This window comes from Bacillus sp. AFS088145, from assembly GCF_002564465.1.
In the GTDB taxonomy this organism is placed as follows: Bacteria; Bacillota; Bacilli; order Bacillales; family Bacillaceae_G; genus Gottfriedia.
In genome coordinates this window covers 1-14,267 of the sequence record NZ_NUUX01000025.1, presented here as the reverse complement: position 1 = coordinate 14,267, position 14,267 = coordinate 1, and the positions used below count along the sequence as shown (strand labels likewise).

Annotated in this window: 14 protein-coding genes; 10 read left to right on the top strand and 4 right to left on the bottom strand. The window is 33.4% G+C overall.

All coding sequences use genetic code 11. The annotated features are described in order from the left end of the window. Window positions 1-31 precede the first annotated feature (31 nt). From COI44_RS15675 to COI44_RS15655, 5 genes are all read left to right on the top strand, one after another. Window positions 32-1,372: an aspartate aminotransferase family protein gene (locus COI44_RS15675; protein ID WP_098428772.1), complete on the top strand. Its 1,341-nt coding sequence runs from the start codon at window positions 32-34 to the stop codon at window positions 1,370-1,372. Between the two features lie 77 nt (window positions 1,373-1,449). Further along, window positions 1,450-2,109: an amino acid ABC transporter permease gene (locus COI44_RS15670; protein ID WP_069034049.1), complete on the top strand. Its 660-nt coding sequence runs from the start codon at window positions 1,450-1,452 to the stop codon at window positions 2,107-2,109. Then, the gene (locus tag COI44_RS15665; protein ID WP_098428771.1) at window positions 2,102-2,824 is read left to right on the top strand and encodes an amino acid ABC transporter ATP-binding protein; all 723 of its coding nucleotides are present in this window, start codon (window positions 2,102-2,104) and stop codon (window positions 2,822-2,824) included. Before COI44_RS15670 ends, COI44_RS15665 begins: the two co-directional genes overlap by 8 nt. Before the next feature lie 341 nt (window positions 2,825-3,165). Continuing rightward, complete coding sequence (locus COI44_RS15660) at window positions 3,166-3,510, top strand: DUF485 domain-containing protein (RefSeq protein ID WP_098428770.1); 345 nt, start codon at window positions 3,166-3,168, stop codon at window positions 3,508-3,510. Then, window positions 3,507-5,057: a solute symporter family protein gene (locus COI44_RS15655; RefSeq protein WP_098428769.1), complete on the top strand. Its 1,551-nt coding sequence runs from the start codon at window positions 3,507-3,509 to the stop codon at window positions 5,055-5,057. The genes COI44_RS15660 and COI44_RS15655 overlap by 4 nt, the downstream gene beginning before the upstream one ends. A gap of 68 nt (window positions 5,058-5,125) precedes the next feature. On the opposite strand, the gene COI44_RS15650 is transcribed toward COI44_RS15655, so the two are convergent. Further along, window positions 5,126-5,650: an acyl-CoA thioesterase gene (locus tag COI44_RS15650; RefSeq protein WP_098428768.1), complete on the bottom strand. Its 525-nt coding sequence runs from the start codon at window positions 5,648-5,650 to the stop codon at window positions 5,126-5,128. A 213-nt stretch (window positions 5,651-5,863) separates the two neighbouring features. Between COI44_RS15650 and COI44_RS15645 the strand changes: the two genes are divergently transcribed. Together COI44_RS15645 and COI44_RS15640 are read left to right on the top strand one after the other, a co-directional pair. Beyond that, complete coding sequence (locus COI44_RS15645) at window positions 5,864-6,823, top strand: aromatic acid exporter family protein (protein WP_098428767.1); 960 nt, start codon at window positions 5,864-5,866, stop codon at window positions 6,821-6,823. Between the two features lie 12 nt (window positions 6,824-6,835). Further along, window positions 6,836-7,351 (top strand): L,D-transpeptidase, encoded by a 516-nt coding sequence (locus tag COI44_RS15640; RefSeq protein ID WP_098428766.1) that lies wholly within the window; start codon window positions 6,836-6,838, stop codon window positions 7,349-7,351. 54 nt (window positions 7,352-7,405) lie between these two features. On the opposite strand, the gene prli42 is transcribed toward COI44_RS15640, so the two are convergent. After that, a complete protein-coding gene (gene prli42 / locus COI44_RS24225; protein WP_176547375.1) occupies window positions 7,406-7,498 on the bottom strand; it encodes a stressosome-associated protein Prli42 in 93 nt (30 codons plus the stop codon). A 250-nt stretch (window positions 7,499-7,748) separates the two neighbouring features. Beyond that, window positions 7,749-9,410, bottom strand: coding sequence for a M4 family metallopeptidase (locus tag COI44_RS15635; RefSeq protein WP_098428765.1), 1,662 nt, complete (start codon window positions 9,408-9,410; stop codon window positions 7,749-7,751). Between the two features lie 423 nt (window positions 9,411-9,833). Here COI44_RS15635 and mce point away from each other — a divergent pair, with 423 nt between their 5' ends. From mce to COI44_RS15620, 3 genes are read left to right on the top strand one after another with little or no spacing between them, the layout of a single operon-like run. Beyond that, the gene (gene mce, locus COI44_RS15630) at window positions 9,834-10,253 is read left to right on the top strand and encodes a methylmalonyl-CoA epimerase (protein WP_098428764.1); all 420 of its coding nucleotides are present in this window, start codon (window positions 9,834-9,836) and stop codon (window positions 10,251-10,253) included. Further along, a complete protein-coding gene (locus COI44_RS15625) occupies window positions 10,240-11,781 on the top strand; it encodes an acyl-CoA carboxylase subunit beta (RefSeq protein WP_098428763.1) in 1,542 nt (513 codons plus the stop codon). The genes mce and COI44_RS15625 overlap by 14 nt, the downstream gene beginning before the upstream one ends. A gap of 38 nt (window positions 11,782-11,819) precedes the next feature. Beyond that, window positions 11,820-12,938: a M20/M25/M40 family metallo-hydrolase gene (locus tag COI44_RS15620; protein ID WP_098428762.1), complete on the top strand. Its 1,119-nt coding sequence runs from the start codon at window positions 11,820-11,822 to the stop codon at window positions 12,936-12,938. A 563-nt stretch (window positions 12,939-13,501) separates the two neighbouring features. On the opposite strand, the gene COI44_RS15615 is transcribed toward COI44_RS15620, so the two are convergent. Then, window positions 13,502-14,098: a DedA family protein gene (locus COI44_RS15615; protein WP_098428761.1), complete on the bottom strand. Its 597-nt coding sequence runs from the start codon at window positions 14,096-14,098 to the stop codon at window positions 13,502-13,504. Window positions 14,099-14,267: the final 169 nt, after the last annotated feature.

Sequence of the window (14,267 nt, the reverse complement as noted above, 5' to 3'; positions counted from 1 at the left end):
GTTTTTGTTGTAATCAGGGGAGGAATTATTGATGGAGAAAGATTGGAGTCACTTATTAGAAAAAATGCCTTTACGTCTTGCACCAAGCATGGCAAAGGATCATCCAAATTTACCAGTTGTAAAGGAAGAAGGCTGTTACTACTATGGTGTAGATGGTAAAGAGTACTTAGACTTTACATCTGGCATTGCTACTACAAATGTTGGACATCGTCATCCAAAAGTAGTACAGGCAATTAAAGATGGCGCAGATTCTTTAGCACATGGTCCATCGGGTGTTATAATTTACGAATCGATTTTAAAGCTAGCAGATGAGTTGGCTGAAATTCTTCCTGGTAACTTAGATACTTTCTTTTTTGGTAATAGTGGAACTGAATCGATTGAAGGTGCTATTAAGCTAGCTAAACATGCTACTAAACGTCCATATATTGTTTCATTTATTGGTTGTTTCCATGGCCGTTCCATGGGAGCGCTAAGCGTTACGACTTCAAAAAGTAAGTATCGAAAATTTTTACAACCAACAGGCTCTTATCAAATACCTTATGCAAATGTTTCCGAATGCCCTGAAGGTTATGATGAAGAATCATATGTAGTAGAGCAATTAGAAAAAGATTTTAAACGTTTATTTAATCATCAAGTAACTCCAGAAGAAGTAGCTGCAGTTATTGTAGAGCCAGTTCTAGGTGAAGGTGGATATGTAGTACCACCTAAGGCATGGTTAAAGAAAATACGACAAATCTGTGATGAAAATAATATTTTACTAATTTTTGATGAAGTTCAAACTGGATTTGGACGTACAGGAGATTGGTTTGCTGCACATACTTTTGATGTAACGCCAGATATTATGGCAATAGCAAAAGGTATTGCAAATGGTATTCCTTTAAGTGCTACTGTAGCATCAAATGAACTGATGAAACAGTGGCCACTAGGTAGTCATGGAACAACATTTGGAGGAAATCCAATTGCTTGTTCAGCTGCATTGGCTGTTTTAGAAATTATTAAGGAAGAAAAGCTATTAGAAAATACGAGAGAAGTTGGAGCTTACGCAGTAGAAAAACTGAATGCATTAAAAGAAAAGCATTCGGTAATTGGAAGCATTCGCTCAATTGGTTTAATGATCGGCATTGAAATCATTAATCCAGCTACAAAAGAACCAAACGGTGATGGTTTATTTAAAATTCTTGATCTTGCTTTGGAAAAAGGTGTTTTATTCTACTTCTGTGGTAATAACAGTGAAGTAATTCGAATGATTCCACCATTAACAGTTACGAAGAATCAAATCGATGATGGGTTAGCTATCTTAGATGAAGCATTAACAGAATATGAGCAATCCATTGGATATGAATTATATGAAACAAAGGGCATTGGTTTCTAAACCAGTGCTCTTTATCTAAACAGGCTTTGTCGAATAAACTTTCAATTTAAAGACAAATAGTAAAGGAGTACTACAATATGAACTTAGATTTTTCTCAAATTGTCCCTTCAATTCCATATATATTGGCCGGATTAAAATTAACACTATTAGTAGTTGTTTGTTCAATTTTATTAGGTCTTGTTTTAGCAATTTTACTTGCATTAATGAAAATTAGCCGTGCAAAATGGTTAGTTGTAATAGCTGATTTTTATACTTCAATTTTTCGTGGAACACCGATGGTTTTGCAATTAATGATCATTTATTATGGTTTACCACAATTAATTGGTTTCGATATCGAAAAGTTTCCAGCAGCGGTATTGGCTTTTGGTTTGAATTCAGGAGCTTATGTATCAGAGATCATCCGTGCAGGTATACTAGCAGTAGATAAAGGTCAACAAGAAGCTGCTTCAGCTTTAGGTATTCCTTACCGTAAAATGATGTCAAAAATTATTTTACCTCAAGCATTTAAAAATATTTTACCAGCTTTGATGAATGAGTTTATTACATTAACGAAGGAATCAGCAATGGTAACAGTAATTGGTGCATCTGATTTAATGAGAAGAGCATTCTTAGTAGGTGGAGAGACGTACTCATTTATGGAGCCACTTATTTTTGTAGCAGCAATCTATTACATTATCATTATGATCCTATCACTTCTAGGTAAATCAGTTGAAAGGAGAATGCGTACAAATGATTAGAATTACTAATTTAAATAAAAGCTTTGGAAATGTTCATGTATTAAAAGGAATAACAACTACAATTGATCATGGATCTGTTGTTGCTGTTATTGGTCCATCAGGTTCTGGAAAGTCTACATTTTTACGTTGTATGAATTTATTAGAAACTCCTTCAAATGGTGAAATTTGGATGGATGATATTGAAATTACAAATCCTAAAAGTAATATAATGAAAATTCGTGAAGATGTAGGTATGGTATTCCAGCATTTTCATTTGTTCCCACATATGACAGTTTTAGAAAATATTACGTATGCCCCGATTAATGTAAAAGGTATGAGTAAGGCTAAAGCAGAAGAAAATGCAAAGGCACTTCTTGAAAAAGTTGGACTTCTTGAAAAAGCAAACGTATATCCTCCTAAACTTTCAGGTGGTCAAAAACAACGTGTAGCTATAGCAAGAGCACTTGCAATGGAACCTAAAGTAATGCTATTTGATGAACCAACATCAGCTTTAGATCCAGAGATGGTAAAAGAAGTACTTGAAGTAATGAAATCATTAGCTCATACTGGTATGACAATGGTCATCGTTACACATGAAATGGGCTTTGCAAAGGAAGTTGCAGATCGAATTCTATTCTTAGACGAAGGAAATCTAGTTGAGGATGCAACTCCAATTGAATTATTCACAAGACCAAAAACAAATCGTGCAAAGTTATTCCTTGAGAAAGTTTTGTAAGTCATTTAATCATTTATAATGTGAAGAATCCCTACTTTTCATCTGAAAAGAGGGATTTTTTTATTGACAAAAAATTCATTGAATTACCTTGGAAATGTCAAAATATGTTTTAGGTCTGTAAGTCAGCGAGAGTTTCTTGTATTTCAACTTCAGCTCGTTCTCACATTTTTACAAAAAAAATTTTAATATTTAGAACTTGTTAGTTCTTGTCTATCGAAAACATTTATTAAAGTGTTCTAAATGAAATACAATTATCTTAGTTTCTGAATATTCTTTCATTTATTTTAGCAATAATATCTTCAAATTTTTCAAGAAATAAAAACTTGAAAGGGAGTATGATGATGGAATTGGACCAAAATTCTAGTACGAGTATAAGTCAGAGCAAATACTCGGAAGTAGCAAAATCTCATGAGTTTAAACAGTTACTGAAAGCAAAAAGAAAGTTTATCCTACCAATGTCTTTATTCTTTTTTTGTTTTTACATTGCATTACCTTTAATGACTTCTTATTCTAAAGCACTTAATACGAAAGCAATTGGGGAGGTAACATGGGCTTGGATGTTTGCATTCGCTCAATTTGTTATGACATGGGTATTATGTATGATTTACAGTAAGAAAGCTGAATCCTTTGACAAAATGGCTGATGGAGTTTTGGAAAAGTTAAATAAAGGAGGGGAGGAAATTTGAATACGACGGCATTTACATTATTTTTAATAATCGTACTAGGAACACTAGTTATTACATATTTCGCTTCTAAAAAAACAAAAGATGCGAAAGATTTTTATACTGCAGGCGGTGGATTGACTGGATGGCAAAATGGATTTGCAATTGCAGGTGACTATATGTCAGCAGCATCCTTTTTAGGAATTGCAGGTGCGATTGCTTTAACTGGATTCGATGGATTTTTCTATAGCATCGGATTTTTAGTTGCATATTTAGTCGTTTTATATTTAGTAGCAGAGCCTTTACGAAATCTTGGAAAATACACGTTAGCAGATATGATTGCTGCGCGATTTGATCAAAGAAAAGTAAGAGGGGTAGCCGCATTAAACACAATGACGATTTCAATCTTTTATATGATTGCACAACTAGTTGGTGCAGGTGCACTGATTAAATTATTACTAGGAATTGATTATACGACTGCTGTTTTAATAGTAGGTATTTTAATGACTGTTTATGTAATATTTGGAGGTATGAGGGCTACTAGTTGGGTGCAAATCGTAAAGGCAATCCTTCTGATGCTCGGAACATTAGTCATTTCAATCATCGTTTTTGCTAAATTTAATTTCAACATTAATGAAATGTTTAGCCAAATGAGAACTGCAACTCCTCTAAAGGACTCGTTTTTAAATCCAGGTGTAAAATACACAAATGGATTAGACACAATTTCACTTAATTTAGCACTTGTTCTTGGAACTGCTGGATTACCTCATATACTGGTCCGTTTCTTTACAGTGCGTGATGCGAAAACGGCACGAAAATCAGTTGTATATGCAACTTGGTTAATCGGAGCATTTTATATTATGACGATTTTCCTTGGATTTGGGGCAGCTGCCTTTGTTGGAAATTCTGAGATTATAAAAGCAAATCCAGCAGGAAATATGGCGGCGCCACTTTTAGCTGAAGTATTAGGTGGTAACTTTTTATTTGCTTTTGTTTCAGCTGTAGCATTTGCAACTATTCTTGCAGTAGTAGCAGGGCTTGTATTAACTGCTGCATCTGCGTTTGCACATGATTTTTACAATGAAATCTTAAAACAAGGTAAAGCAACTGAAAAAGAGCAAGTTTCAATGGCTAGATATGCCTCGATTGGAGTTGCTTTAATCTCAATCTTACTTGCAATATTTGCACAAACATTAAATGTTGCCTTTTTAGTATCCTTAGCATTTGCAGTTGCTGCAAGTGCGAACTTACCAGTCATACTCTTTACAATCTATTGGAAACGTTTTAATACGACTGGGGCAATTACTGGTATGATAACTGGATTAATATCTGCAATCATATTAGTAGCAATAAGTCCAAATATTTGGAGTCCAATAGAAGGAAAAGCCATTTTTGTTGGAGATCCATTAATAAATTTAACGAATCCGGGGATTATATCGATTCCTTTAGGATTCATAGCTGCATATTTAGGTACAATTCTATCAAGTAAAAAAGAAAATGAAGCTAAATTTGATGAAATTCTTGTGAAGTCTAATACCGGCCATGGTGTATCTGGTATTTCTACGCATTAATCATAATTAGAAAAAAAGAAACTGAAGAAAATTCCTCAGTTTCTTTTTTATTTAGGAAACAAATTAATTTACTCATCACTTTGTTTTAATTTTAAAGGTTTTGTAGAGATAATCGTTTCAATGTTTTTACTGATTAATTTATTATTTTTACGATTTTCGATTCTTGCTTTTGCTATTTCAGCAAGTTCTCGTTCTTCTTCAGTTTCAAGAATGATAGATGGAACTGGTACCGTTTTATTATCTCTCATTCCAACAAATGTTAAAAATGAAGTAGCTGCAACGCGGCGATTGCCTGTAATCAAGTTCTCTGCAATGGCTTTTACGAAAATTACCATAGATGAAGTTCCTGTAACGACGACAAAGGATTCATAAGAGATACAATCCTCTTCTGTAACAGGATGTAAGAAGTCTACATGGTCGATCGAAGCAGTTACACATTTCAATCTTGAATGTTTAGAAGCAGTAATTGAAGCAGTCATATCCATGTCAGCAAGAATTTTTCCACCAAATAAAGTTTGGTGATTGTTCAAGTCAGTAGGGAAAACTCGAACAGTTAGTGCTGAACGTGATTCATGGCAATATTTTGAACTCATAAATTCACACCTTTTATTAGAATAATGATATTTTTACCAATCTATTTATTATTAAGCATTATTATGAGATGAATTTATTTTCATTAAAAATATGACTTGGTGGAGCTTAAGGACATTTTTTTACCAAACCTAATCAATTTTATATTTTCTTAACTTTATCCTTTCAATGAATCAAATACCTCATAAAGTAAAACATAAATTATAGGTGATATTATGTATAGAATTGGTTCAAGGATTGTTAAAACGGCGTTAGGGAGTGCACTTGCCATTTTTATCGCACAATCTGTGGGCGTTCATTTTTACTCGTCTGCTGGAACATTAACAATATTATGTATACAAACAACGAAAAAGCGTTCATTAGATACTGCATTGAGAAGGTTTTCTGCATGTGTACTGATCATACTTTTTTGTATTTTTTTCTTTGATATATTTGGTTATACACCTTTAGCGATTGGATTATTACTCTTATTTTTTATTCCAAGCTTAGTAAAACTTAGAATTCAAGAAGGAGTCATTTCTAGTGCGGTGATCATGCTACATTTATATGGATTGAAAAAAATTACGGTTCCAATAATTACAGATGAATTAACTGTTATTGTAATAGGAATTGGTGTAGCTTTACTTTGTAATTTATATATGCCTAGCTTAGATGATCAAATAAAAAACTATAAAGTACAAATTGATTCTAAATTTTGTTTTATTTTTGAGAAGATTTCTATTTATTTAAAAGAACCAGCTAATAAGTGTTTTTTAGAAGAATATGATGAAACAGTAAAATTGCTTCAAGAAGCGAAAAGAATTTCTAAATTAGAAATCGATAATCATTATTTTAAATCTTCGAATGATGAAGATTATGAATACTTTTTATTAAGAGAGCGACAACTTGAAATTATTCACCGTATTATTGAAGCGGTTTGTGACATTAAAGTGAGTAACGAACAATCTCATATTTTATCCAAATTTTTTAATGATCTGAGCTTTTCAATAAACCCGATCATAAGTGGAGCGATATGTTTATATCAGCTAGAAGAAATTTATCATATGTTTCGTGCAATGCCACTACCACAAACATCTGATGATTTTGAAACTAGAGCTTCGATATTAACGATCATCAATGAAATGGAAAGTTTTTTGATTATGAAATCAAAGTTTAAGGGAAAATACGCTAAGTGAAATAAAAAGGAGTTGCTTTATTTGCTTAAACTAGTTCTATCACTAATTTTAGTAATTGGTCCAGTATGGCCACTTGGACAAAATCCAAGGGTAGGCGAACCATTTATTATTATTAATAAAGAAGTAAATAATTTGGCATATATAGAAGATGGTAAAGTCCTAAGGATTTATCGAATTGCTACCGGAAAAACAGCAGATTTAACTCCTGAAGGAATTTTTAATATTACATATAAAGCCAAAGATCCATATTGGCGCAAAAAGAATATTCCAGGAGGGAATCCTAAAAATCCTCTAGGAACTAGATGGATAGGTTTTGACGCATTAGGTACGGATGGTTCGATTTATGGTATTCATGGAAATAATGACCCATCTACAATTGGTAAATATATATCAAATGGATGTGTAAGAATGTACACAAATGATGTAAATGAACTTTATGATAAAATCCCATTTGGAACAAAAGTGTACATAACAACATCTTCTAGTTCATTTGAACAACTAGCTCGTGAACAAGGTGCGATTAGATAAAAAAGAGGATTCACCATCAAGATCTTGATGGTGAATCCCCTTTTGGTTTTCCTATTAAAACATAGCAGCGATACCTGCAAGTAATGTAGTAGCAAGCATTGAAATTAACATAATCATAACGACTACTTTTTGTGTTTTTTTTCTCATGTGATTACCACCTTATATTAAAGAATTACAATTTATTAATCATTATTTAAGAATAATACAAGTGTTGTCCTATTTTAGCATAAGTAGGATAATTTTTACAGTCTAAGCTTATTTTTTAGAAACTGTCTTGATTATACGTGATTCATCAGATTCTAATAAATACGCTGTCTTTTACCTAAATAAAAAAAGGGTCTCATAAGCATTTTTAGCTTAAGAAACACCCTTGTTTACTTAAAATGTAATTGAACTTTTACTTAACTCCAACCGCATCAAATGCTTTATTTACTGTAGTTACTTCAGTAGAGCTGGTACCGAATAGGTCAGAAGCTGCTTTCACACATGCTGCACGTGCTTGACTGAAAGTAGAGGAAGCTGTTAAGTAAACAGTATTTGCACGATAGAAAATTTGAGCTAGTTTATCGTTTCCGATTCCTGTAACAGTCACGCCGTATGCAGTTCCACCTTGAGCCATTAAATAAGCAGCTTTATTAATAATACCGCTATTTGTATGAACTCCACCATTATCAGATGTTCCAGTGTAACGATTTGCATAGTTATCTGGATCTCCATATTTAGTTGGATCACTCATCGAACGAAGTGCATCACCAGCAACTTTTGGCGTATAAATATCTTCACCAATCAGGTAATCAGGATTTTTATTATTATAGAACTCTATTAATGTTCCAAAAATATCAGAAATTGCTTCGTTAAGTGCACCAGATTCATTCTGATAAGTTAAATTTGAACTAGTTTCTGTTACAGCGTGAGTTAACTCATGTGCTACTACGTCAATTCCACCTGATAATGGAATAAATGTTGTACCATCACCATCGCCATAAACCATTTGCGTACCGTTCCAAAACGCATTGTTGTAATTACGGCTATAATGGACACTCGATTTTAGTGCACCGCCTTTATTATCATAGGAATTGCGTCCAAAAACATTTTTATAATAATCAAATGTTAATCCTGCAAAATAATGTGCATCAACTGCAGCCGCATCATAAGTGCTATTTAGAAGGTTATCAGGACTTGTCCAAAGTGTACCAGCAAGACGTTGTTTGTTAGCCGCATCATAAGTGAAAATACCACCTGATGCCCTAGTATTATCTTGTAAATAATAAGATGAACCCGATTTGGTCATATTTAGTGTTTTTGTATCACCAAGCACGCCAACTCCTGTTCCAGTTGTATTCGTACTACTTGCTGTACCACCTGGTTTTGCAGCAGGGGCACTACTATCTGCTTCATCTAAATTGTTATAGCTATTTAAGATTTTTCCTGTTGATGCATCAATGAAATAATTAAAGTTTCCAGGTTTAGGAGAAAGGAAGTTTAAGTTTACAAGGTAAGCGTAAGTTGCTTCATCACCATTTGTGTAAACTACTAGATCTGCTGTAGGGTCTTTTTCATAGATAGGAGAATAACCAAGGTCGGCTTCTGCAATTTTAATTGATTTGTTAGCATTTACTTTCTTTTCAGATTTAAGTCCTTTTTTCGTATCTAGATTAGGAGATACGGTACCAGAGAAAGTTGTTAGAACTCCATCGTCGGCAACCAATGCAGTTTGAGTAGAACCCCAAACAGGTACACCATCATATACTTGTTGTAGTCGAAGAGCAGTACCTAACATATCTTTATTGCTAGACTTAATGATGAATGATTCTTCAGAGGATTTCGAACCGAGTTTGAATTTATCTTTGTTAGCATTGACGTAACCAAATACAATCCCCTCAGGACTTTTAGTTGATGACTTTGTCAACTGTCCAGAAACAAACTCAGGCGATCCTACAGTTTCATTATATTTGTAGCTAGATAACACATTTTTTGGTGCCGCATATGTATTTGTTACAGAAAAACTACTTGCTGCTAATCCTAAAGATAACCCAACTGCTAAAACTTTTTTGTTCAAATAAATTCCTCCCTAGTTAACAAATAGTGATAACGAGTCTAATATTATCATGCAATCTAGTAGATTTACAAACTACAAAAAACTGCAATAATTGCACTTTTTTGGAAAAATAAGTCTTTTATATCGAGTCTATTTAACTACACGATTGATAAGTAGTCATATTGTTTTATTTTAAAGAGAAATGTGATGGGAATGCCGTCGAATTTTTTTAATAACTTGTAGTTCTATGATTCAAAATCACATCTTCATTTTCATTGATATCTCTTTAAATACGGTTGTAGATTGCTACGTTTTTAATCATGTTTGTCCACTTTCTTGAATATTGTTTAAATAATAGCTTATGTACTTCTGAACAGATCACAGTACATAAAAAATCTCATATGTTTCTAAAAAAAGCATTGATTTGAAGGAGAGGGCAAAAAAATGTTCACAAATATAGATCATATGGCAATCTGTGTAAAAAATTTAAACGATAGTATTAAAAAGTATGAGGGTGATTTAGGTTTATCATACTCATATCGAGAAATAGTAGAAGACCAAGGTGTAGAAGTCGCATTTTTTAAAACAAATAAAATTAACATCGAATTAATCCAACCACTTTCATCCACGAATCCTGTACATAAATATATTGAAAAAAAAGGTGAAGGATTGCATCATATTGCTTTTCAAGTAGATGACATCGAAAAATCTCTTTTAGAACTAAAAAAACGCCAATTCAATTTAATCCATCATTCACCACGTAATGGGAGTGAGGGTTCAAAAGTTGCCTTTATACACCCTAAACAATTCGGAGTATTAATCGAAATTGTTCAAAAAAGGGGGGAGTTTAATGAGCAAGTATGATGATCTTTATAAACTATATGAAAAGAAATCTGAAATAGAGCAAGGCGGAGGATTTGAACGGATTGAGAAACAACATGAACGTGGAAAGTTTACAGCACGAGAAAGAATTGACATGCTATTAGATGAAGGGAGTTTTGTCGAGTTATTTAGTTTTGTCCAGCATCGTTGCTCAGATTTTGGAATGAATGAACAAAATGGTGCATGTGATGGAGTTGTCACAGGTTACGGAAAAATTAACGATCGAACAGTCTTTGTTTTTTCGCAAGATTTTACTGTGTTTGGCGGTGCTTTAGGTGAAATGCATGCGAAAAAAATTAGTCAATTAATGGACATGGCAGTACAGTGTAAGGCTCCGATTATTGGTTTAAATGATTCAGGTGGTGCGAGAATCCAAGAAGGTGTCCTTTCTTTAGATGGTTATGGACATGTTTTTTACCGAAATACGATTTATTCTGGTGTCGTACCACAAATTTCAGTTATTATGGGGCCTTGTGCAGGTGGTGCAGTCTATTCTCCAGCAATTACTGACTTCGTTATCATGGTCAATGGAACTAGCCAAATGTTTATTACTGGACCAAAGGTAATCGAAAGTGTAACAGGTGAAAAAATCTCTGCAGAGGATTTAGGTGGAGCTAAAGTCCATAATGAGATAAGTGGAAATGCTCATTTCCAAGCTGAGTCGGAAGAAGAAGCCCTTAAGGTCGTTAGAAATTTAATGGAGTATTTACCGGCTCATTGGGAAGAAAAAGCACCTACTAAAATGAAAACTGAAAAAGATCTAGATGATTTAATGGAGCTAATTCCTGATGAAAGTAGTCGGCCTTATGATGTTAAAAAAATAATAGAAATGATTGTAGATGATGATTCCTTTTTTGAGGTTCAAAAAGATTTCGCTAAAAATTTAGTTGTAGGATTTGCTAGATTAAATGGTGAAGTAGTTGGACTCGTTTGTAATCAACCTAAATTTATGGCTGGAGGATTAGATTTACATTCAGCTGATAAAGGGGCAAGATTTATTCGTTTTTGTGATAGTTTTAATATACCAATCATCACTTTTGTTGATGTGACAGGGTTTTTCCCTGGTGTAAAACAGGAGCATGGAGGTATAATAAGGCATGGTGCTAAGCTTTTATACGCGTATTCTGAGGCAACAGTTCCAAAAGTTACAGTCATTACGAGAAAAGCATTTGGTGGAGCATATGTTGCATTAAATAGTAAATCGATTGGAGCGGATTTAGTATTTGCATGGCCAAACGCTGAAATCGCTGTAATGGGTGCTACAGGTGCTGTTAATATTTTATACGGAAAAGAAATCTCTCAAAGTAATCGACCAGATGAGTTAAGATCAGAATGGATGGATCAATATAAAGAGAAATTTTCCAATCCCTATGTTGCTGCAAAATACGGTCTAGTTGATGATGTTATTGATCCAAGGTTGACTAGAAAAAAGCTTATTCAATCTTTAGAAGTATTAAAAAACAAAAATGAAAAGCGCCCAGCAAAAAAACATGGTAATATACCTTTGTAGACATTTTTTTACATATACAATTTGGAGGCATGACAGAAATGATTAATGAACAACGTATAGTCGAAGAATTTTTAGAATTAGTACAAGTAGACTCTGAAACTAAGTTTGAAGCTGAAATTGCAAAGGTTTTAAAACAAAAATTAGAAGCTCTTGGAATGAATATTTTTGAAGACGACACGATGGGTGTTACAGGTCACGGTGCTGGAAATATTGTTGCTACAATTCCTGCTACTAAAGAAGGCGTTGACGGTATTTTCTTCTCTTGTCATATGGATACAGTAACTCCGGGTAAAGGGATCAAGCCATCAATCAAAGATGGATATATCGTTACTGACGGAACTACAATTCTAGGTGCAGATGATAAAGCTGGTATCGCAGCATTTTTAGAAGCTGTAAAAATCATTAAAGAACAAAATATTGAGCATGGTGAAATCCAATTCATTATCTCAGTTGGTGAAGAATCTGGATTACATGGTGCTAAAGCAATGGATCCAAAATTAATCACTACTAAATTTGGATATGCATTAGATAGCGATGAAGAAGTCGGTAACATTATCGTAGCAGCTCCAACTCAAGCTAAAGTAATTGCTACTATTTATGGTAAAACAGCACATGCAGGTGTTGCACCTGAAAAAGGCGTTTCAGCGATTACGATTGCTTCTAAAGCAATTGCAAGAATGCCACTTGGTCGAATCGACGAAGAAACGACTGCTAATATCGGACGTTTCGAAGGTGGAAGTGCAACAAATATCGTATGCGATCAAGTGAATATTTTAGCTGAAGCTCGTTCATTAATCGGTGAAAAAATGGAAGCTCAAGTAGCTAAAATGAAAGCTGCTTTTGAAGAAGTAGCTACTGAAATGGGTGGACGTGCTGAAGTAGAAGTTCAAATTATGTACCCAGGATTTAAATTTGGTGAAGGAGACCACGTTGTTGAAGTTGCAAAACGTGCAGCAGAAAAAATTGGACGTACTCCTGCATTAAAACAAAGTGGTGGAGGATCTGATGCGAACGTATTCGCAGGTCACGGTTTCCCAATTGTAAACTTAGCAATCGGTTATGAAGAAATCCATACTACAAATGAAAGAATGCCAATTAAAGAGTTAGTAAAAACTGCTGAAATGGTCATTGCAATTGTAGAAGAAGTTGCTAAATAATTTAAGTAAAAAAAGACGAGACATTTAGGTGTCTCGTTTTTTTATATGTTGAAATATAATGTTGTCTATATTGATTAATTGATCATAACCTTATTGATAAATTTGTGAATTTCTTTGATATACAATGTAACGGTAAAATTTTTTGGATAAAAAAGTTGGATTAATCTTTAGCGCGAATTGAGAAGATTTATATTTTTGTTTTTTTGATTTGTAATATAATTTCTTATATGACTCTTTTATTTGGTGATTTATCATAATTATGCGGTTGAATTTTTTAACACTTCGAATGAAAGCTTTTTCTATAGGTTTTATTATGATTGGAGCGAAAGGATGCTCGACTCCTATGGGATATGCAGGAAGGCTGAGACCCCGCAGGAACGAGGAGGCTCAGCATGCCCCATGGAAAGCGAGCATACTGTAGTGGAAATCAACCTCAATCAACTTATTTCACAAGGATAATACTGGTAATAAATCGATTCACTCATTATTCAACAGAAAAAAAGACGAAACACTGAACACTGTATTTCGTCTTTTTTATAGTTAAGAAGTCTATAAAGCCAACACTAATTTGTAGTTAATCGTTTTCTAAATAGGAAAAAGAATACAATCGCAATCAATAAGGCAGATGGAAATATGACTAAACTATACTTTGCAAAAATAGACGCCACTTTATTCCATTCTTCACCCAAAACTTTTCCTAGTGTTACAAAAGTGAAACCCCAAAGGATTGCTCCAACAAATCCAAACGTTGCAAATTTTCTATAGGAATATTTATTAATGGCTGCAAAATAAGCAGTTAAATGTCTTACTCCAGGGATAAAAAAACCTATTATAAGAATATACGGTCCAAATTTTGAAAATAAGTTTTTAGTAATTTCAATTTTTTTCTCTGTTATATGAACTTTTGGTCCATATTTATTTAATAAAGGTAAACCAAATATGTATCCAAGTAAATAACTTAGAGAGATTCCGCAAATGATTCCGATAATAGCACAAGCCAATGAAGGTAAATAAGACAATCTACCTAGAAATACAGTATAACCTATGTATACTAAAAGAATCTCATCTGGTAATGGCAATCCAATTATTCCTCCGATTAATGCTAAAATGATGCCTATATAACCATAGTGACTAATTAATACGTTTAAATGATGAACCATTGATCATACACATCCTCGATTTTTTCCGCGTAAAGTAAATAGGCAAAAATTTATTTTAAAGATAATATCATTGTATACAAACAAAAGTATTTTATAGCATTTTTTTAAATATGGCAATTCAAAATTCAAATAATTTTGTTATTATTAGAATGATTTAATATTACTATAG

Coding starts and splice junctions, on each gene's coding strand:
- COI44_RS15675 (WP_098428772.1), top strand. CDS start 32: ATGGAGAAAGATTGGAGTCACTTATTAGAAAAAATGCCTTTACGTCTT.
- COI44_RS15670 (WP_069034049.1), top strand. CDS start 1,450: ATGAACTTAGATTTTTCTCAAATTGTCCCTTCAATTCCATATATATTG.
- COI44_RS15665 (WP_098428771.1), top strand. CDS start 2,102: ATGATTAGAATTACTAATTTAAATAAAAGCTTTGGAAATGTTCATGTA.
- COI44_RS15660 (WP_098428770.1), top strand. CDS start 3,166: ATGGAATTGGACCAAAATTCTAGTACGAGTATAAGTCAGAGCAAATAC.
- COI44_RS15650 (WP_098428768.1), bottom strand. CDS start 5,650: ATGAGTTCAAAATATTGCCATGAATCACGTTCAGCACTAACTGTTCGA.
- COI44_RS15645 (WP_098428767.1), top strand. CDS start 5,864: ATGTATAGAATTGGTTCAAGGATTGTTAAAACGGCGTTAGGGAGTGCA.
- prli42 (WP_176547375.1), bottom strand. CDS start 7,498: ATGAGAAAAAAAACACAAAAAGTAGTCGTTATGATTATGTTAATTTCA.
- mce (WP_098428764.1), top strand. CDS start 9,834: ATGTTCACAAATATAGATCATATGGCAATCTGTGTAAAAAATTTAAAC.
- COI44_RS15625 (WP_098428763.1), top strand. CDS start 10,240: ATGAGCAAGTATGATGATCTTTATAAACTATATGAAAAGAAATCTGAA.
- COI44_RS15620 (WP_098428762.1), top strand. CDS start 11,820: ATGATTAATGAACAACGTATAGTCGAAGAATTTTTAGAATTAGTACAA.
- COI44_RS15615 (WP_098428761.1), bottom strand. CDS start 14,098: ATGGTTCATCATTTAAACGTATTAATTAGTCACTATGGTTATATAGGC.